18 protein-coding genes are annotated in these 19,582 nt (G+C 60.2%); 10 read left to right on the top strand and 8 right to left on the bottom strand.

Annotated elements, in window-relative coordinates:
* Positions 1-58: 58 nt before the first annotated feature.
* Together typA and thiI are read right to left on the bottom strand one after the other, a co-directional pair.
* The gene (gene typA, locus AB3G88_RS01685) at positions 59-1,879 is read right to left on the bottom strand and encodes a translational GTPase TypA (protein WP_480452951.1); all 1,821 of its coding nucleotides are present in this window, start codon (positions 1,877-1,879) and stop codon (positions 59-61) included.
* A gap of 139 nt (positions 1,880-2,018) precedes the next feature.
* A complete protein-coding gene (gene thiI, locus AB3G88_RS01680) occupies positions 2,019-3,473 on the bottom strand; it encodes a tRNA uracil 4-sulfurtransferase ThiI (RefSeq protein ID WP_099583859.1) in 1,455 nt (484 codons plus the stop codon).
* A gap of 334 nt (positions 3,474-3,807) precedes the next feature.
* On the opposite strand from thiI, the gene glnA reads away from it, so the two are divergent.
* From glnA to ntrC, 4 genes are all read left to right on the top strand, one after another.
* Positions 3,808-5,214 (top strand): type I glutamate--ammonia ligase, encoded by a 1,407-nt coding sequence (glnA, locus tag AB3G88_RS01675; protein ID WP_032890148.1) that lies wholly within the window; start codon positions 3,808-3,810, stop codon positions 5,212-5,214.
* A 143-nt stretch (positions 5,215-5,357) separates the two neighbouring features.
* On the top strand, positions 5,358-5,894 hold the full coding sequence (locus AB3G88_RS01670; RefSeq protein WP_480452948.1) for a chorismate mutase: 537 nt from the start codon (positions 5,358-5,360) through the stop codon (positions 5,892-5,894).
* 252 nt (positions 5,895-6,146) lie between these two features.
* A complete protein-coding gene (gene glnL, locus AB3G88_RS01665; protein WP_099583861.1) occupies positions 6,147-7,232 on the top strand; it encodes a nitrogen regulation protein NR(II) in 1,086 nt (361 codons plus the stop codon).
* Positions 7,229-8,665, top strand: coding sequence for a nitrogen regulation protein NR(I) (gene ntrC, locus AB3G88_RS01660; RefSeq protein WP_048723367.1), 1,437 nt, complete (start codon positions 7,229-7,231; stop codon positions 8,663-8,665). Before glnL ends, ntrC begins: the two co-directional genes overlap by 4 nt.
* 341 nt (positions 8,666-9,006) lie before the next feature.
* Here the strand turns inward: ntrC and AB3G88_RS01655 are convergent, their stop codons facing one another.
* Positions 9,007-9,447: a hypothetical protein gene (locus tag AB3G88_RS01655; protein ID WP_112193024.1), complete on the bottom strand. Its 441-nt coding sequence runs from the start codon at positions 9,445-9,447 to the stop codon at positions 9,007-9,009.
* Here AB3G88_RS01655 and AB3G88_RS01650 point away from each other — a divergent pair.
* On the top strand, positions 9,446-9,901 hold the full coding sequence (locus tag AB3G88_RS01650) for a tRNA (cytidine(34)-2'-O)-methyltransferase (protein ID WP_010563141.1): 456 nt from the start codon (positions 9,446-9,448) through the stop codon (positions 9,899-9,901). The two genes, AB3G88_RS01655 and AB3G88_RS01650, sit on opposite strands and share 2 nt — an antisense overlap.
* 186 nt (positions 9,902-10,087) lie before the next feature.
* On the opposite strand, the gene secB is transcribed toward AB3G88_RS01650, so the two are convergent.
* From secB to AB3G88_RS01635, 3 genes are read right to left on the bottom strand one after another with little or no spacing between them, the layout of a single operon-like run.
* On the bottom strand, positions 10,088-10,567 hold the full coding sequence (gene secB / locus AB3G88_RS01645) for a protein-export chaperone SecB (RefSeq protein ID WP_112193023.1): 480 nt from the start codon (positions 10,565-10,567) through the stop codon (positions 10,088-10,090).
* A gap of 42 nt (positions 10,568-10,609) precedes the next feature.
* Complete coding sequence (grxC, locus tag AB3G88_RS01640; protein WP_033896917.1) at positions 10,610-10,864, bottom strand: glutaredoxin 3; 255 nt, start codon at positions 10,862-10,864, stop codon at positions 10,610-10,612.
* A 1-nt stretch (position 10,865) separates the two neighbouring features.
* Positions 10,866-11,279, bottom strand: coding sequence for a rhodanese-like domain-containing protein (locus tag AB3G88_RS01635; protein WP_480452945.1), 414 nt, complete (start codon positions 11,277-11,279; stop codon positions 10,866-10,868).
* 152 nt (positions 11,280-11,431) lie between these two features.
* Here AB3G88_RS01635 and gpmI point away from each other — a divergent pair, with 152 nt between their 5' ends.
* The 5 genes from gpmI to AB3G88_RS01610 all read left to right on the top strand — a co-directional run bounded on the left by gpmI (position 11,432) and on the right by AB3G88_RS01610 (position 18,007).
* Positions 11,432-12,958, top strand: a complete 1,527-nt coding sequence (gene gpmI, locus AB3G88_RS01630) for a 2,3-bisphosphoglycerate-independent phosphoglycerate mutase (protein WP_480452943.1) — start codon at positions 11,432-11,434, stop codon at positions 12,956-12,958.
* 258 nt (positions 12,959-13,216) lie between these two features.
* Positions 13,217-14,512: a murein hydrolase activator EnvC family protein gene (locus AB3G88_RS01625; protein ID WP_099583865.1), complete on the top strand. Its 1,296-nt coding sequence runs from the start codon at positions 13,217-13,219 to the stop codon at positions 14,510-14,512.
* A 30-nt stretch (positions 14,513-14,542) separates the two neighbouring features.
* Positions 14,543-15,871, top strand: a complete 1,329-nt coding sequence (locus AB3G88_RS01620; RefSeq protein WP_099583866.1) for a S41 family peptidase — start codon at positions 14,543-14,545, stop codon at positions 15,869-15,871.
* A 1-nt stretch (position 15,872) separates the two neighbouring features.
* Positions 15,873-16,658 carry a divergent polysaccharide deacetylase family protein gene (locus tag AB3G88_RS01615; protein ID WP_112193019.1) on the top strand — a complete coding sequence of 262 codons (786 nt, stop codon included), beginning with the start codon at positions 15,873-15,875 and terminating at the stop codon, positions 16,656-16,658.
* Positions 16,659-16,729: 71 nt separating this feature from the next.
* Positions 16,730-18,007 (top strand): Vps62-related protein, encoded by a 1,278-nt coding sequence (locus tag AB3G88_RS01610; RefSeq protein ID WP_480452940.1) that lies wholly within the window; start codon positions 16,730-16,732, stop codon positions 18,005-18,007.
* Here the strand turns inward: AB3G88_RS01610 and AB3G88_RS01605 are convergent.
* Both AB3G88_RS01605 and hisF read right to left on the bottom strand, forming a co-directional pair.
* Entirely contained in the window at positions 17,988-18,743 is a 756-nt protein-coding gene (locus AB3G88_RS01605) for a substrate-binding periplasmic protein (RefSeq protein WP_480452938.1), read from the bottom strand. The two genes, AB3G88_RS01610 and AB3G88_RS01605, sit on opposite strands and share 20 nt — an antisense overlap.
* A gap of 66 nt (positions 18,744-18,809) precedes the next feature.
* Positions 18,810-19,580: an imidazole glycerol phosphate synthase subunit HisF gene (hisF, locus tag AB3G88_RS01600; RefSeq protein WP_003171107.1), complete on the bottom strand. Its 771-nt coding sequence runs from the start codon at positions 19,578-19,580 to the stop codon at positions 18,810-18,812.
* Between the last annotated feature and the right edge of the window lie 2 nt (positions 19,581-19,582).

The following is a 19,582-nucleotide window of genomic DNA, read 5'->3' as shown; positions in this document are numbered from 1 at the left end:
ATAAAAAAACGCCCCCGGCCTTTCGACCGGGGGCGTTTTTCATTCAGCCTGAGTTAACTCAGTTCTTGGCTTTCTTGGCAGCGCGGGTACGCTCGCCTTCGTCCAGGATCTTCTTACGCAGGCGGATCGACTTAGGCGTAACTTCGCACAGCTCGTCGTCCTGGATGAATTCCAGGGCCTGTTCCAGGGTGAAGCGAACAGGTGGGACCAGAGCGATGGTTTCGTCTTTGCCCGAAGCACGCATGTTGTCGAGCTTCTTGCCTTTGGTTGGGTTGACGCCCATGTCGTTGTCACGGCTGTTCAGACCAACGATCTGACCGTTGTAGATCTCTTGACCGTGCTCAACGAACAGCTTGCCACGCGCCTGGAGGGTTTCCAGGGAGTAGGTCAGTGCCTTGCCGGTTTCTACCGATACCAGAACACCGTTCTGACGGCCGGACATGTCGCCGGACTTCATGGTGTCGTAGCGATCGAAGATCGAGGTCAGGATGCCAGCACCGTTGGTCAGGGTCAGGAACTGGTTACGGAAACCGATCAGACCACGAGCAGGGATGTTGTATTCCAGACGCACACGGCCTTTGCCATCCGGCACCATGTTGGTCAGGTCGCCTTTACGCAGACCCATCTCTTCCATCACCTTGCCCTGGGATTCTTCCGGGGTGTCGATGGTGACGTTTTCGAACGGTTCCTGCTTCACGCCGTCAACCTGACGGATGATCACTTCTGGACGACCAACGCCCATTTCGAAGCCTTCGCGACGCATGGTTTCGATCAGTACCGAGAGGTGCAGCTCACCACGGCCGGAAACCTTGAACTTGTCAGCCGAGTCGCCTTCTTCAACGCGCAGTGCAACGTTGTACAGCAGCTCTTTGTCCAGACGTTCCTTGATGTTACGGGAAGTCACGAACTTGCCTTCTTTACCGCAGAAAGGCGAGTCGTTTACCTGGAAGGTCATGGAAACGGTTGGCTCGTCAACGGTCAGAGGCTTCATCGCCTCAACGTTGTCCGGCTGGCACAGGGTGTCGGAGATGAACAGGGAGTCCATGCCGCTGACGCAGACGATGTCGCCGGCGAAAGCTTCTTCAACGTCGATACGGTGCAGACCGTGGTGACCCATCAGCTTCAGGATACGACCGTTACGCTTCTTGCCGTCGGCGCCGATAGCAACAACCGGGGTGTTCGGCTTGACGCTACCACGAGCGATACGGCCAACGCCGATAACACCCAGGAAGCTGTTGTAGTCCAGTGCCGAGATCTGCATCTGGAACGCGCCTTCACGGTCAACATTCGGCGCAGGTACGTTGTCGACGATCGACTGGTACAGCGGGGTCATGTCTTCAGCCATGTCGGTGTGGTCCAGACCGGCAATGCCGTTCAGGGCCGAGGCGTAGACGACTTTGAAGTCCAGCTGTTCTTCGGTGGCACCCAGGTTGTCGAACAGGTCGAAGATCTGGTCCAGAACCCAGTCCGGACGCGCGCCTGGACGGTCAACCTTGTTGATGCACACGATCGGACGCAGGCCGGCTTCGAAAGCCTTCTTGGTCACGAAACGAGTTTGCGGCATAGGGCCGTCCTGGGCATCAACCAGCAGCAGAACGGAGTCAACCATCGACATTACGCGTTCTACTTCGCCGCCGAAGTCGGCGTGGCCCGGGGTATCCACGATGTTGATGTGGTAGCCGTTCCAGTTGATAGCGGTGTTTTTTGCCAGGATGGTAATACCGCGCTCTTTTTCCTGGTCGTTGGAGTCCATCACGCGCTCGTCGTTGAGCTCGTTGCGCTCCAGGGTGCCGGATTGACGCAGGAGTTTGTCTACCAGGGTGGTTTTACCATGGTCAACGTGAGCAATGATGGCGATGTTACGTAGATTTTCGATCACTTGTGTATCTCGATCAGAGGATTCGGTGTGCTGACAGGTCGTGGCAGCGATTAACAGTAGAGTCAGGCCTTGCCGTTACAGCTTGACGGCAGAGTCGGGGGGCCGGTGACGCAGGCCACAGGCAAACAGCCCCGGGCTCTTAGCTCGGTCGATAAACGCGCACATTGGCATGCCCCTCACTGAGCAAATGGTGGGCATGCAGGCGACTCATCACGCCTTTGTCGCAATACAGCAGGTACTGACGGCTGTCATCCAGTTCCTTGAAACGCGCGTTCAATGCATAGAACGGCAGCGTTTGTACGTCGATGCCAGGAATCTCCAGCGGCTCATCTTCAGCGGCATCCGGGTGACGGATGTCGACAACGATCTGACCGGCCAGGGCTTCACTGACTTCTTCGATCTGCACATCCTGGCCCAATTCGTCGATCACTCGATCGATCGGGACCAGCTTGGCGTTCTGGAGCGCACGCTCCAGAACGGCCATATCAAACTGTTGTTCTTCATACTCCACGCGGTTGCGCTTGGCGTGGGTCTTGGGGTTCACCGAAATGACCCCGCAGTATTCAGGCATATGCTTGGCGAAGTCGGCGGTGCCGATTTCTTCTGCCAAATCGATGATGTCCTGCTTGTGGCTGGCGATCAGCGGGCGCAATACCAGCTTCTCGGTGACGCAGTCGATCAGCGACAGGTTCGGCAGCGTCTGGCTGGAAACCTGGGAAATCGCTTCGCCGGTCACCAGGGCGTCGATCTGCAACTGATCGGCAATCCGGGACGCAGCGCGCAACATCATACGCTTCAATACTACGCCCATATGACTGTTATCGACTTTACCGAGAATTTCGCCCAGCACTTCCTCGAACGGTACGCTCACAAATAGCACGCGCTGGGAGCTGCCGTACTTCTTCCAGATAAAGTGCGCGACTTCCATCACGCCCAATTCGTGTGCACGCCCGCCCAAGTTAAAGAAGCAGAAGTGGCTCATCAGGCCGCGGCGCATGATCTGGTAAGCCGCCACCGTGGAATCGAAACCGCCGGACATCAATACCAGGGTCTGTTCCAGGGCGCCCAGCGGGTAGCCGCCGATGCTGTTGTGCTGGCTGTGGATCACAAACAACCGTTGGTCGCGAATTTCCATGCGCACTTCAATTTCTGGCGCTTTCAAGGAAATTCCGGCGGCGCCACACTCGCGACGCAGCTTGCTGCCGACGTATTTCTCTACATCCATGGAGCTGAATGGGTGCTTGCCGGCGCGCTTGCAGCGCACCGAAAAAATCTTGCCCTCGATCTCATTGCCGAAGTGCTGCTTGCACTTCTCGGTGATGTCGTCGAAGTCGCCCAGCGGGTACTCGTCCACCTGCAGGAAATGCGCGATGCCCGGCATGCAGCTCAGGCGCTCGGTCATGTCCTTCAAGGCTTTGGCGTCGGTGACACGGGTTTCCAGTTCGAGGTTGTCCCACACACCGTTCACCACCATAGCCGGGTCCAGATCGCGGAGCACGGCACGGATGTTCTTGGCCAACTGACGGATGAAACGCGTCCGTACCGGTCGGCTTTTAATGGTGATCTCGGGGAAGACTTTAACGATTAATTTCATGGAAACAGCGCGCGCCGGGCCTGCTGAAAAAGGGGGGCGCGGATTATAGCGGAAATCGCTCAAGGTTTAACCAGTTAATATGCACAGCACTCAACTCGCACTAAAGCGGTGCATTTGCGAGCGCGTGCGCCACATTGCGGTGCGCCAATTTCGGGCTTTTGTCGCAATGCACCTTTATAGGGGCGTTTTTGGAGCAGAAAACCCATGTTGGCGCACTGGCATGCAATTTGCTCTCTTGTGAGGCAGGTTGCCATGGCGGACTATCCGCGCCGGCATCACCCACATTCTAAGGGCTAACTCCACTACCCCAGCCCGAAGCCACCCGGAGGACACTATGTCGAAGTCGGTTCAACTCATCAAAGATCATGACGTTAAATGGATTGATCTGCGCTTCACGGACACCAAAGGCACACAGCACCACGTGACCATGCCGGCTCGCGATGCGCTGGATGATGCTTTCTTCGAAGAAGGCAAAATGTTCGACGGTTCCTCCATCGCTGGCTGGAAAGGCATCGAAGCCTCCGACATGATCCTGATGCCGGACGACAGCACTGCCGTGCTCGACCCGTTCACCGAAGAAGCCACCCTGATCCTGGTGTGCGACGTGATCGAGCCTTCGACCATGCAAGGCTACGACCGCGACCCTCGTGCGATCGCCAAGCGCGCCGAGGAATACCTGAAGTCGACCGGTATCGGTGACACTGTATTCGTAGGCCCGGAGCCAGAGTTCTTCATCTTTGACCAAGTGAAGTTCAAGTCCGACATCTCCGGTTCCATGTTCAAGATCTACTCCGAACAAGGCTCCTGGATGTCCGACCAGGACGTGGAAGGCGGCAACCATGGCCACCGTCCAGGCATCAAAGGCGGTTACTTCCCGGTTCCACCGTTCGACCACGACCACGAAATCCGTACCTCCATGTGCAACGCCATGGAAGACATGGGCCTGGTCATCGAAGTGCATCACCACGAAGTGGCGACTGCCGGCCAGAACGAAATCGGTGTGAAGTTCAACACCCTGGTAGCCAAGGCTGACGAAGTTCAGACCCTGAAGTACTGCGTACACAACACTGCCGTTGCCTACGGCCGTACCGCTACCTTCATGCCTAAGCCGCTGTACGGCGATAACGGTTCGGGTATGCACGTTCACCTGTCCATTGCCAAAGATGGCAAGAACACCTTCGCTGGCGAAGGTTATGCCGGCCTGTCCGACACTGCCCTGTACTTCATCGGCGGTATCATCAAGCACGGTAAGGCCCTGAACGGCTTCACCAACCCGTCGACCAACTCCTACAAGCGTCTGGTCCCAGGTTTCGAAGCACCGGTAATGCTGGCCTACTCGGCGCGCAACCGTTCCGCTTCGATCCGTATTCCTTACGTGTCCAGCCCTCGCGCTCGTCGTATCGAAGCCCGCTTCCCGGATCCAGCAGCCAACCCGTACCTGGCCTTCGCTGCCCTGGTAATGGCTGGCCTGGACGGTATCCAGAACAAGATCCACCCAGGCGACGCCGCCGACAAAAACTTGTACGACCTGCCGCCTGAAGAGGCCAAAGAGATCCCACAAGTGTGCGGCAGCCTGAAAGAAGCCCTGGAAGAGCTGGACAAGGGCCGTGCGTTCCTGACCAAAGGCGGCGTGTTCAGCGACGACTTCATCGACGCTTACATCGGCCTGAAAAGCGAAGAAGAAATCAAGGTTCGCACCTTCGTACACCCACTGGAATACGAGCTGTACTACAGCTGCTGATCCGGTAGCGCTGCTTGACGTAGCGTGATGAAAAGGGCCTCCTTCGGGAGGTCTTTTTTTGCCTGGTGATTGTCAGATGGCCGCTTGGCGGTCGAGCATACGGCTAACCATCAGCGCCCCCCCCTCCCATAAGGAGATATCCATTGAAACGTCGATTTGTATTCGCTCTGTTATTTGTCAGCGCCAGTGCGAGTGCCGCGCCGCCCAAGCTTGAGCCGTTGCTCAACAGCATCGCCGAGCGCCTGGAAATCGCCGACCAAGTGGCCCTGAGCAAATGGGACAGCCACAAACCGGTGGAAGATAAGAAACGCGAACAAGAGGTGATCGCCAGCGTCGTCGCCCAGGCCCCAAGCTACAAACTCGACCCCGCCACCGCCGAGCAATTTTTCTCGGCGCAGATCGAGGCGAACAAGCTGGTGCAATACACCCACCTGTCCGACTGGCAGTTCCAGGGCAAGGCACCCGACGATCCGCGCCCGGACCTGGTAAAGCAGATTCGACCGCAGCTGGACCAATTGCAAAAACGCCTGCTGCAACAACTGGCGGACTTCACGCCCCAGCGCAAAGACCCACAATGCCCGCAATGGCTGGCGGCAGCCGTACACGAACCACTGAATGACCCGCTTCGCCAACTGGCCATGATCCGCGCTACGGCCGAGCTGTGCATCTACCCCGGCTAAAGCTTTTTTCGGCTACCTGAACAGACTGCAGCAAATCGCACTATATTGGTGCGACTAGCTGCACCCTTCCCACCTGTCCAGCCCATTTTGGTTCGAAACTTCCCGCGCAGGCTGGCAGAACGCCACAGTTTCGCGCCTCAAACCCCTATTTCAAGGCTTTAACGCTTCTTTTCGGAGCCTTGGTTTGGTTTTTGCATTTTCCTTGTATCAGCGTGTGCCTCAAGCCCGCGCCTTGCTCCAAAAGAGGTCCTGATGACCATCAGCGATGCACTGCACCGTTTGCTACTCGACAACCTGACCACCGCGACCATCCTGCTCAATGACGATTTGCGTCTTGAGTACATGAACCCGGCGGCGGAAATGCTCCTGGCCATCAGCGGCCAGCGCAGCCATGGGCAGTTCATCAGCGAGCTGTTCACCGAGTCGGCCGAAGCCTTGAGCTCGTTGCGCCAGGCCGTGGAGCAGGCACACCCGTTCACCAAGCGCGAAGCGATGCTCACGGCGCTTACGGGCCAGACGCTGACTGTCGACTACGCCGTGACCCCGATCCTGAGCAACGGCACCACCTTGCTGCTGCTCGAAGTGCATCCGCGTGATCGCCTGCTGCGCATCACCAAAGAGGAAGCACAGTTGTCCAAGCAGGAAACCAGCAAGATGCTGGTGCGCGGCCTCGCCCACGAGATCAAGAACCCGTTGGGCGGCATCCGTGGCGCAGCGCAGTTGCTGGCCCGCGAGCTGCCGGAGGAGCACCTCAAGGACTACACCAACGTCATCATCGAAGAAGCCGACCGCCTGCGTAACCTGGTGGACCGCATGCTCGGTTCCAACAAGCTGCCGTCCCTGGCGATGACCAACGTGCACGAGGTGCTGGAGCGCGTCTGCCAACTGGTCGACGCCGAGAGCCAGGGCTGCATCACCCTGGTGCGCGACTACGACCCAAGCATTCCTGACGTGTTGATCGACCGCGAGCAGATGATCCAGGCGGTGCTTAATATCGTGCGCAACGCGATGCAGGCCATCAGCAGCCAGAACGAACTGCGCCTGGGCCGCATCAGCCTGCGTACCCGCGCCCTGCGCCAGTTCACCATCGGCCACGTGCGCCATCGTCTGGTGACCAAGGTCGAGATCATCGACAACGGCCCGGGCATTCCTGTGGAACTGCAGGAAACCATTTTCTTTCCCATGGTCAGCGGCCGCCCGGACGGTACCGGGCTGGGCCTGGCCATTACCCAGAACATCATCAGCCAGCATCAGGGCTTGATCGAGTGTGAGAGCCATCCGGGTCACACCACGTTCTCGATCTTTCTGCCACTGGAACAAGGAGCCCCTTCGACATGAGCCGTAGTGAAACCGTCTGGATCGTCGATGACGACCGTTCCATCCGCTGGGTCCTCGAGAAAGCCTTGCAACAGGAAGGCATGACCACCCAGAGCTTCGATAGCGCCGATGGCGTGATGAGCCGCCTGGCGCGCCAGCAGCCCGACGTGATCATCTCCGACATCCGCATGCCCGGCGCCAGCGGCCTGGACCTGTTGGCCCGGATTCGCGAGCAGCACCCGCGCCTGCCGGTAATCATCATGACCGCGCACTCGGACCTGGACAGCGCTGTCGCGTCCTACCAGGGCGGTGCGTTTGAATACCTGCCCAAGCCGTTTGACGTGGACGAGGCCGTCGCGCTGGTCAAGCGCGCCAACCAGCACGCCCAGGAACAGCAGAACCAGGAAGCCCCACCGGCCCTGACCCGCACCCCGGAAATCATCGGTGAAGCACCGGCGATGCAGGAAGTGTTTCGCGCCATCGGGCGCTTGAGCCACTCCAACATCACCGTGCTGATCAACGGCGAGTCGGGTACCGGTAAAGAGCTGGTGGCCCATGCCCTGCACCGTCACAGCCCACGGGCGGCGTCGCCGTTTATCGCATTGAACATGGCGGCGATTCCCAAAGACTTGATGGAATCCGAGCTGTTCGGCCACGAAAAAGGCGCGTTCACCGGCGCGGCCAACCTGCGTCGCGGCCGCTTCGAACAGGCCGACGGCGGCACCTTGTTCCTCGATGAGATCGGCGACATGCCGGCCGATACCCAGACCCGGCTGCTGCGCGTACTGGCGGACGGCGAGTTCTACCGCGTCGGCGGCCACACGCCGGTCAAGGTTGATGTACGCATCATCGCGGCGACCCACCAGAACCTCGAAACCCTGGTGCATGCGGGCAAGTTCCGTGAGGACTTGTTCCACCGCCTCAACGTGATCCGTATCCACATTCCACGCATGTCGGACCGCCGCGAGGACATCCCGACCCTCGCCCGCCACTTCCTCAGCCGCGCCGCCCAGGAGCTGGCCGTCGAGCCGAAGCTGCTCAAAAGCGAAACCGAGGAATACCTGAAAAACCTGCCGTGGCCAGGCAACGTGCGCCAGTTGGAGAACACCTGCCGCTGGATCACCGTGATGGCGTCCGGGCGCGAAGTGCATATCAGCGACCTGCCACCGGAGCTGTTGAGCCTGCCGCAAGACTCTGCCCCCGTGACCAACTGGGAACAAGCGCTGCGCCAATGGGCCGACCAGGCGTTGGCGCGCGGCCAGTCGAACCTGCTGGACAGCGCCGTGCCGGCGTTTGAGCGGATCATGATTGAGACTGCGTTGAAGCACACTGCCGGCCGCCGCCGCGACGCTGCTGTGTTGCTCGGTTGGGGCCGTAATACCCTGACACGCAAGATCAAGGAGTTGGGGATGAAGGTTGATGGCGGGGATGATGATGAGGGCGACGACGCCTGATTCTGGACCTCACCACTATCCAATGTGGGAGGGGGCTGTGCACCGCTTCAATGCACCATGAACCGGCATTGGGCACGGGTCAGATACCTGAAACACCGCTATCGCTGAAAAACTCTCGCCAGCCGAAACCACCAAAGCCCCGTATTCCGGGGCTTTGCGCTTTGTGGTGAAATTATTTGGCAAAACTTGACGAGTCTGGCACGCGCCCTGCAACAACCCCAGTACAACCCAGTTTCGGGGACCTTGGTACAGGCAGGCCGAGAATCCCCTCTTTAACACCGAAGCCTTTGGCTTCAACCGTTTTGGGAGCCCTGGTACAGGCAGGCCGGGAACTCCCTCTTTTATTGCTCCTGGAGATGGATCTCCAACCGCCAGCGGTCATCGACCTCCTCCCCCTTCCACTCTCCGCGCAATGGCCGAGCCGCCACCAGGTTCAGCAGCAGGCCGCCATCGGTCTTGCGCACGCGCCAGTTCACGTCTTTGTCGTTGACCTTGAGTTGCCCGGTACCGGCCTTGCCTTGGGCGTCAAACAGCAACGCCACGGTGCCATCGATATGCTCGCCGTGCAGCTTGGGTTCGCTGTTGAACCACACCACGACGCCGTCCGCGGTCGTTTCCACCTGTTGCAGTTCGACCGGGTCCGCCGTGGTCAGGCGGCCGATCATCAGGCCCACCATCAGGCCGACAATCGCCAGCGAGCCCATGACTCTTGGCAATAGCTTCGGTCTTGGGTCTTCTTCAGGGGTAGAATGCAGCGCATCTTTGCCTTCGGAGCCGTGCATGTTTCACGTCATCCTTTTTCAACCAGAAATTCCGCCGAATACCGGCAACGTTATCAGGCTGTGCGCCAACAGTGGCTGCCACCTGCATTTGATCGAGCCCCTGGGCTTCGACATGGACGACAAGCGCCTGCGTCGTGCCGGGCTGGACTACCACGAGTACGCTACGCTCCAGCGTCACGCCGACTTGGCCAGCTGCCTGGAAAGCTTGGGGCATCCACGGTTGTTCGCGTTCACCACCAAAGGTTCGCGGCCATTCCATGATGCCAGCTTTGCCGAGGGCGATGCCTTCCTGTTCGGCCCGGAGAGCCGTGGCCTGCCCGCCGAGGTGCTCGATGCCCTGCCCGACGGCCATCGCCTGCGCCTGCCGATGCGCGAGGGCTGCCGCAGCCTGAACCTGTCCAACACCGTGGCCGTCGCTGTTTACGAAGGCTGGCGCCAGCTCGGCTTCAAGTAACACACATAACAAATGTGGGAGGGGGCTTGCCCCCGATGGCGGTAATCCGTAGCAGCTGCCGAGCCTTGGCGAGGCTGCGTCGGCGGCGTGTCTGACACACCGCCGACGCAGCCTCGCCAAGGCTCGACAGCTGCTACTCACCGTCATCGGGGGCAAGCCCCCTCCCACATTGTTTAACGCATCGACTTATTGAACCGTCGGCGCGCCTTCCGATTGCATGCGCTGCAGCTCTTGAGCATACAGGGCATCAAAGTTCACCGGTGCCAGCATCAGCGCCGGGAACGAGCCACGGGTGACCAGGCTGTCCAGGGTCTCACGGGCATACGGGAACAGGATGTTCGGGCAGAACGCACCCAGGGTGTGGCTCATGGACGCTTCGTCCAGGCCCTGGATCAGGAAGATACCGGCCTGTTGCACTTCAGCGATGAAGGCCACTTCTTCGCCGTTCTTGACCGTGACCGACAGGGTCAGCACGACTTCGTGGAAGTCGCCTTCCAATGCTTTTTGACGGGTGTTCAGGTCCAACGCAACGCTTGGGGTCCATTCCTGGCGGAAGATGGCCGGGCTTTTCGGCGCTTCGAACGACAGGTCACGCACGTAGATACGCTGCAGCGAGAACTGTGGGCCTTGAGCTTCTGCTGCTTCGGTGTTCTGTTGGTCAGTCATCGCAGATCCTTCTTGATCTTGGGGTCTTTTAGGGTTTAGGAGTCAGACGAGCAGCAGCGCATCGAGTTTACCGGCGCGCTCCAGGGCAAACAGGTCGTCGCAACCACCGATGTGCCTGGCGCCGATCCAGATCTGCGGCACGGACGTGCGCCCCGCCTTCTGGGCCATTTCGGCGCGCACCTGGGGCTTGCCGTCGACCTTGATCTCTTCGAAGGCAACGCCCTTCTTCTCCAGCAAAGCCTTGGCCCGCATGCAGTAAGGGCACCAATCGCTGGAATACACGACAACCTGGCTCATATCACTTCACCAGCGGCAGGTTATCGGCGCGCCAGCTGCTGATGCCACCGGACAGCTTGGCGGCGGTGAAACCGGTCTTGAGCATTTCGCGGGCGTGGGTGCCGGCGTGCTGGCCCTGGGCGTCGACCAGGATGATGGTCTTGGCCTTGTGCTTTTCCAGCTCGGCCAGGCGCCCAATCAGCTTGTCCTGTGGAATGTTCAGGGCACCGACGATATGGCCGGCAGCGAATTCCTTGGCGGGGCGGATATCCACCACGATGGCCTCATCCTTGTTGACCAGTGCGGTCAGCTCCGATGTGCTCAGGCTGCGGCCACCACGGCTCAATTCGTGAGCGATCAGCAGCGCCAGCAGGATGACGAAGGCACCCACGAGCAGATAGTGGGCAGTGGCAAATGCAATCAGGTGATCAACCATCAAGGAGGTTCCAGGGCGTTAAAATGGCGGTAAGTATACACAGCCGTCAGGGGGGGCCAACCCCCGTAAAGCGGTGACGTGGTCGGAACTTCGCTTTAAACTGCCACTCACTTTTCAATTGCCTTCCTTTATTTACCGCCGCGAGAGGATCTATGACTACCACGCCTAAACCTTTGGTCCTGATAATTCTCGATGGCTTTGGACACAGTGAAAGCCACCACGACAACGCCGTGTACGCGGCCAAGAAGCCTGTACTGGACCGCCTGACCGCCAGCGTCCCCAACGGCCTGATCTCCGGCTCGGGCATGGACGTTGGCCTGCCGGACGGCCAGATGGGCAACTCGGAAGTCGGCCACATGAACCTCGGCGCCGGACGAGTGGTATATCAGGACTTCACCCGTGTGACCAAAGCGATCCGCGACGGCGAGTTCTTCGAGAACCCGACCATCTGCGCCGCGGTAGATAACGCAGTGGCCGCCGGCAAGGCCGTGCATTTCATGGGCCTGCTGTCGGACGGCGGCGTACACAGCCATCAGGACCACTTGGTGGCCATGGCCGAGCTGGCCTTCAAGCGCGGCGCCGACAAGATCTATCTGCACGCCTTCCTAGACGGTCGCGACACGCCGCCGAAAAGCGCGCAATCCTCCATCGAACTGCTGGACACCACCTTCGCCGCCCTGGGCAAGGGCCGTATCGCGAGCATCGTCGGCCGTTACTTCGCCATGGACCGCGACAACCGCTGGGACCGCGTGTCCCAGGCGTACAACCTGATCGTCGACGGCCAGGCCGAATTCAACGCCGCCACCGCCCAGGAAGGCCTGGAAGCCGCCTACGCCCGCGGTGAGAGCGATGAATTCGTCAAAGCCACCACCATCGGCGAGCCGGTGAAAGTTGAAGACGGCGACGCCGTAGTGTTCATGAACTTCCGCGCCGACCGCGCCCGCGAGCTGAGCCGCGTGTTTGTCGAAGACGGCTTCAGCGAGTTCGAACGCGCCCGCCAGCCAAAAGTGCACTACGTCGGCCTGACCCAATACGCGGCCAGCATCCCGGCCCCCGCCGCGTTTGCTCCGGGCAGCCTTGACAACGTACTGGGTGATTACCTGGCGAAAAACGGCAAGACCCAACTGCGCATCGCCGAAACCGAAAAATACGCCCACGTGACCTTCTTCTTCTCGGGCGGGCGTGAAGAACCGTTCCCCGGCGAAGAGCGCATCCTGATCCCGTCGCCAAAAGTCGCCACCTACGACCTGCAACCGGAAATGAGCGCGCCGGAAGTCACCGACAAGATCGTCGACGCCATTGAGCACCAGCGCTACGACGTAATAGTGGTCAACTACGCCAACGGCGACATGGTCGGCCACAGCGGTAACCTGGAAGCCGCGACCAAGGCCGTGGAATGCCTGGACCTGTGCGTCGGTCGCATCGTCGACGCCCTGGAAAAGGTCGGCGGCGAAGCGCTGATCACCGCCGACCACGGCAACTGTGAACAGATGTCCGACGAATCCACCGGCCAGGCACACACGGCCCACACCACCGAGCCGGTGCCGTTCATCTATGTCGGCAAGCGCGATTTCAAAGTGCGTGACGGCGGCGTGCTGGCGGATGTGGCGCCGACCATGTTGATGCTGATGGGGCTCGATAAGCCGGTTGAGATGACGGGCACTTCGATCCTGGTCTGACGTCAGCCTCACTGAAAATCAGTGTGGGAGGGGGCTTGCCCCCGATAGCGGAGTATCAGTTTGCAGCTATGTCGACTGGTACACCGCCATCGGGGGCAAGCCCCCTCCCACATTTGATCCTCTGGGTTTGGTAGATGTCTTTTTGCCATACCACCCCCACTCGGCACCTATCTTGCCCGCCAGCCCGAATTGGGCGTTTTTTTTGCCGCGCTTGGCGGGCATACTAGGCCGTCCCTTTCCCTGGTGTCGCCCGCCTCTATGCTTCGCGCCTTGATTACCCTTGCTCTTGTCTGCCTGCTCCAACCGGCGTTTGCCGACGAGCGTGCACAAACCCAACAACAGTTGGACGCTACGCGTCAGGACATTACCGAGCTGAAAAAACTGCTCGGCAAGCTCCAGGAAGAAAAATCCGGGGTGCAGAAAGACCTGCGCGGTACTGAAACCGAAATGGGCAAGCTGGAGAAGCAGGTCCAGGAGCTGCAAAAGGAACTAAAGAAGAGCGAGTCGGAACTGGAGCGACTCGACGCTGAGAAAAAAAAACTCCAGAGCGCACGCGTTGAACAGCAACGCCTGATCGCGATCCAGGCCCGCGCCGCCTACCAGAGCGGCCGCCAGGAATACCTCAAGCTGCTGCTCAACCAGCAGAACCCCGAGAAATTCGCGCGCACCCTGACCTACTACGACTACTTGAGCAAGGCCCGCCTGGAGCAACTTAAAAGCTTCAACGAGACGCTGCGCCAGTTGGTCAACGTGGAACAGGAAATTGCCAACCAGCAGTCGCAGTTGCAGGATCAGAAACTCGCCCTGGACACTCAGCGCGACGAACTCGACAAGGTCCGCAAGGAGCGTCAGCTGGCACTGGCCAAGCTCAACGACGACGTGAAAGCCCGTGACGCCAAGCTACAGGCCCGCGAGCAAGACCAGGCCGACCTGGGCAAAGTCCTCAAGACCATCGAGGAAACCCTGGCACGCCAGGCACGCGAGGCTGAAGAGGCGCGGCAAAAAGCGCTGATCGCCCAGCAGGAAGCCGAAAAAAAGCGCCAGCGTGAGGCCGAACTGGCAGCCACCACGGACGCTCCGGCACCCCGTAAACCGGCGCATGCAGCGCCTGGCCCGCTGGTTTCCAGCGCCGGCGAATCCTTCGGCGGCCCTTTTGCTTCAGCGCGGGGCAAACTTCCATGGCCAGTTGATGGTCGATTACTGGCACGCTTCGGTGAAACCCGTGGTGATGACACCCGCGCCAAGTGGGATGGCGTGATGATCAGCGCCTCCGCCGGCAGCCAGGTCCACGCTGTCCACGGTGGGCGCGTGGTGTTTGCCGATTGGCTGCGGGGCGCCGGTTTGTTGGTGATTCTCGACCACGGTAATGGCTATTTGAGCCTTTACGGCCACAATCAGACTTTACTCAAGTCGGCAGGTGATGTTGTAAAAGCCGGTGAATCCATCTCCACTGTCGGTAACAGTGGTGGCCAGGACACCCCGGCGCTGTACTTCGCTATTCGTCAGCAGGGTCGCCCGAGCGATCCCGCACAATGGTGCCGTTCCCAAGGATAGGGCCGCATCTACATTAGGAGTTCGTTCGACATGCTGCATTTGTCCCGCCTCACTTCGCTGGCCCTGACGATCGCCCTGGTGATCGGCGCGCCTCTGGCTTTCGCCGACCAGGCCGCTCCGGCAGCACCTGCCGCCACGGCCGCCAGCTCTGCCGCGACCACCAAGGCACCGTTGCCGCTGGACGAGCTGCGTACCTTCGCGGAGGTCATGGACCGGATCAAGGCAGCCTATGTCGAACCCGTAGACGACAAGACCCTGCTGGAGAATGCCATCAAGGGCATGCTCAGCAACCTCGACCCGCACTCCGCCTACCTGGGCCCTGAAGATTTCGCCGAGCTGCAGGAAAGCACCAGCGGTGAATTCGGCGGCCTGGGCATTGAAGTCGGCGCCGAGGACGGCAACGTCAAAGTGGTCTCCCCCATCGACGACACCCCGGCGTCCAAGGCCGGTATCCAGGCTGGCGACTTTATCGTCAAGATCAACGGCCAGCCGACACGTGGCCAGACCATGACCGAAGCCGTCGACAAGATGCGCGGCAAGATCGGCCAGAAAATCACCCTGACCCTGGTACGCGATGGCGGCAACCCGTTCGACGTGACACTCACCCGCGCGACCATCGTGGTCAAGAGCGTGAAGAGCCAGCTGCTGGAGTCGGGCTACGGTTACATCCGCATCACCCAATTCCAGGTCAAGACCGGCGACGAAGTAGCCAAGGCCCTGGCCAAGCTGCGCAAGGACAATGGCAAAAAACTCAACGGCATCGTCCTCGACCTGCGCAACAACCCAGGCGGCGTGCTGCAGTCGGCGGTGGAAGTGGTCGACCACTTCATCACCAAAGGCCTGATCGTCTACACCAAGGGCCGTATCGCCAATTCCGAGCTGCGTTTCTCGGCCACCGGCAACGACCTCAGCGAGAACGTGCCATTGGCCGTGCTGATCAACGGCGGCAGCGCCTCGGCCTCGGAAATCGTCGCCGGCGCCCTGCAAGACCAGAAACGCGGCGTGCTGATGGGCACTACCAGCTTCGGCAAAGGCTCGGTGCAGACTGTGCTTCCGTTGAACAATGACCGCGCACTGAAGATCACCACCGCGCTGTACTACACACCGAATGGCCGTTCGATCCAGGCCCAGGGCATCGTGCCGGACATCGAAGTGCGCAAGGCCAAGATCACTAACGAGATCGACAGCGAGTACTACAAGGAAGCCGACCTGCAAGGTCACCTGGGCAATGGCAACGGCGGCGCCGACCAGCCGACCGGCAGCAGCAAGAAAGCCAAGCCGATGCCGCAGGACGACGATTACCAGCTGGCCCAGGCGCTGAGCCTGCTCAAAGGCCTGAGCATTACGCGCAGCCGTTGATATGCGTTTTGCCCTGATCATCGCTGTGCTGTGCAGCCTGGCAGGGGTCGCCCAAGCGGCCCCTGCCAGCGAATCCCACAAAGCCTACCTGACCCTCATCATCGACGACCTCGGGCAAAACCTGCCCCGGGATCGGCGCGTGCTGGCCCTGCCGGGCCCGGTCACCACGGCGATCATGCCCGACACACCCCACGCCGCCGAATTCGCCCGTGAAGCGCACAAGGCCGGCAAAATCGTAATCCTGCACATGCCCATGGACCCAGCCACCGGCCCGTTCGCCTGGCACCCTGAGCTGCCCATCGAAGAACTCGGCAAGCGTCTGGACGCCGCATTCAACGCCGTACCCTACACCGCCGGCATCAACAACCACATGGGCAGCCGCATGACCGCGCAACCGGCCGCCATGGCCTGGTTGATGGCCGAGCTGCAACGGCGCAACAAGTTCTTCGTCGACAGCCGCACCAGCGCGCAGACCGTGGCCGCCGCTGAGGCACAGAAGATCGGCCTCGCGCATGTTTCGCGGGATGTGTTCCTTGATGACGAACGCACCGAGGCAGCGATCACCGCGCAACTGCAAACCGCAATCAAGCTGGCGCACAAGCAGGGTTCGGCGGTGATGATCGGGCACCCTTACCCACAGACCCTGGCGGTGCTGGAGCGCGAATTGCCCAAGCTCAAGGCCCAAGGCGTGGAGTGGATTGATATCAAGTTGATGATCAGTGTGCGCAGTAATCAGGCCATGAGCGGACACGGAAAAAACGGTACCTACCAACCGGTGCGCAAGTAAGTACCACATAGGACGTAGTCGCTCCTGAATAGTAGACCTTTACGGCCTACACTTTCAGGACGCGACACGCCATGGACTCTATCTGCTACTCAAACCTGCTGATCAACTTCACCAGCGAATTCACGCCACTCTGGAACGATAAAGGCGCCGGCAGCACAAAGCCTGTCAGCTTCTGGCGACCCGTAGCGTCGTCGGACTTTTTGAATGGTTTCTACCCCCTCGGGGACCTGGCGGTTGGCAACTACGACAACATCAACCGAAAACGCATCGTCGCAGTGGCCAGTGAAGCGCCGCTAATCCCCGGGGCGCCTCGCCTGGAAAAGGCTCTGAGCGCACCCGTGGAGTATGAATTGGTCTGGAATGATTCCGGCTCCCGCGCTCATACCGATGGTGCCATCTGGCGACCGATTCCACCCGAAGGCTATGTGGCGCTGGGGCTGGTGTGCGGCACCGGCCACGACAAACCATCGCGCAACGCCATTCGTTGCGTACGAGCAGACTTGGTCATCGCCTCCTACATCAGCGACCTGATCTGGAACGATAGGGGCAGCGGAGCCCAGAAGGATTTCAGCGCCTGGAGCATTTCACCGCCTGGCGCCGCCTCCGGGGAGGCGTACTTTTCGGCAGGTACCTTTGTCGGCGCCGACAGCTACACCAAACCGTCAACCCATGTCGCCGCCTACTCTCTGCGCATGCAAATCCGGCAGACCGTCAGCTCCGCGCCACCAGCTCCGGCCCTACCCGATTACCGGCAGCCGTCGCCGTTCGAAGCGGCGCACATCACCCATACCTGTGAGATCCCGTGGTTTACGGTGAAGGACCCCAACCTGCGCCCGGCCGAACAGTTGTTCACGTCACCCACCTATCGCCTGGAACGAACGGATCGCTATGTGCTGGTCGGCTTCGGACACAACAAGACGTCAATCAACCAGACCTTCAAATGGACTGCTACCCGTGGAGAGAATGGTGGAAAATCCAAGACACTTACCGAAACAACATCCATCGAAGTTGGCGGTGAGTGGCAGTTCAATCTTTGGGGCACGTCGATCAAGTTTTCAGCCAAGTTAAGCAAAGGCCTTACCCACACCGAAACCTCATCCAGCGGCTGGGTCACCTCGACTGCGTTTGAAATTACTGCGGCTGTGCCGGCCAACAAGGCAGTGGCGGTCTACCTGATCCAGAGTGACTACCGGCTGCTACGTGAAAACGGCACACAGGTAGCAACCGATGTCAGCTACACCGACGGCGACAGCGTCTATTGGAGTGAATACCCGCCCACCAGAGAATGCCAGGTCACCAGCAACGCATTACCTGAGCCAACCACAAGCACTAGAGGTAGCGCGCCATGATCTGATCGACGACACCGTCCTGACGCAGCTGATCCAACGCCGCCTGCAGCTTGGTCACAAGTTCGTCCGGTACGTCCTTGTTCAATGCGAGATAGAGCTGGGCACTGTTGAACCGTAACACCGTCTTGAGCCCGGTCACGCCGACCTGACGCGCCAGGTAACGCCCGGCAGGATCACCCGTGGCCCACAGGTCGATCTGCCCATCCAGCAGCTTTTGCGCGTTGTCCTGGTCGCGTAACACCACCACCGGGTTGAGCCCCTGTTTCTCCAGAGTCTCAGCGATGGCATCACCCTTGTAGGCGCCGATCTTGTAGCGGCGCGCGTGTTCCAGGTCATCCAGTTGGATCTTGCTGTCGGCCTTGGCCAGCAGCACCCAATCATCCGGGCCGATGGGGCCGACCCACTTGAACAGCGCCTCACGATCCGGCAGGCGCGCCATCACGAAGACGCCATAGCCGGGTTTCTCCAGGGCGAGTTTGTAGATTCGCTCCCAGGGAAAACGCAGGGTGAGGTTGTAGGAAATGCCGGCACGCTTGAAGGTTTCGCGCACGATGTCCACGGCGATGCCTTCGATATTCTCTTCCTTGGCGAAGTTCTTGCCATTTTTCGCCATGTTGTACGGCGGGAAGTTTTCCGTCAGCAACACCAGGGAGGCGTCAGACGGTTCGTTGGCGTGGGCGTTACCGACCATGAACACGCAGGTAGTGGCGAGGGCGAGCAGCAGGTGTTTGAACATGAAAGTTACCGGAATCCATGGCAAGCGCAGAGAGTGCCGCGCGCCTGCCATGCTGTCCAGCAACGTTTAGCGAACGACGATACCGCGCGCCGCCATGTAGGCCTTGGCCTCAGGCACGGTGTATTCGCCAAAGTGAAAAATGCTCGCCGCCAGCACTGCGCTGGCATGGCCTTCGATCACGCCGTCGGCCAGGTGCTGCAGGTTGCCGACGCCGCCGGAGGCGATCACCGGAATGCCCAGCGCATCGCTGATAGCACGGGTTACGCCCAGGTCGAAGCCGTTTTTCATGCCGTCCTGGTCCATGCTGGTCAGCAGGATTTCCCCTGCGCCCAGGCCTTCCATCTTCATCGCCCACTCCACCGCGTCCAGCCCGGTGGGCTTGCGACCGCCGTGGGTGAAGATCTCCCAGCGCGGGGTTTCGCCCGGCCCGGAAACTTTCTTGGCGTCGATGGCGACGACGATGCACTGCGAGCCAAAGTGCTGCGCGGCTTCGCCGACGAACTCGGGGTTGAACACGGCGGCGGTGTTGATCGAGACCTTGTCCGCACCGGCGTTGAGCAGGTTGCGGATGTCTTGCACGGTGCGCACGCCACCGCCCACGGTCAGCGGGATGAACACCTGGCTGGCCATGCGCTCAACGGTATGCAGCGTGGTGTCGCGGCCATCGACGCTGGCAGTGATGTCGAGAAAGGTAATCTCGTCGGCACCCTGCTCATCGTAGCGACGGGCGATTTCCACCGGGTCGCCGGCGTCACGGATGTTCTCGAACTTGACGCCCTTGACCACCCGACCGTTGTCGACGTCCAGGCAAGGGATGATGCGTTTGGCCAGCGCCATGG

This window comes from Pseudomonas arvensis (assembly GCF_056688935.1).
Note: the sequence above shows the minus strand (reverse complement) of the source record. Positions and strands in the feature narration are given on the sequence as shown.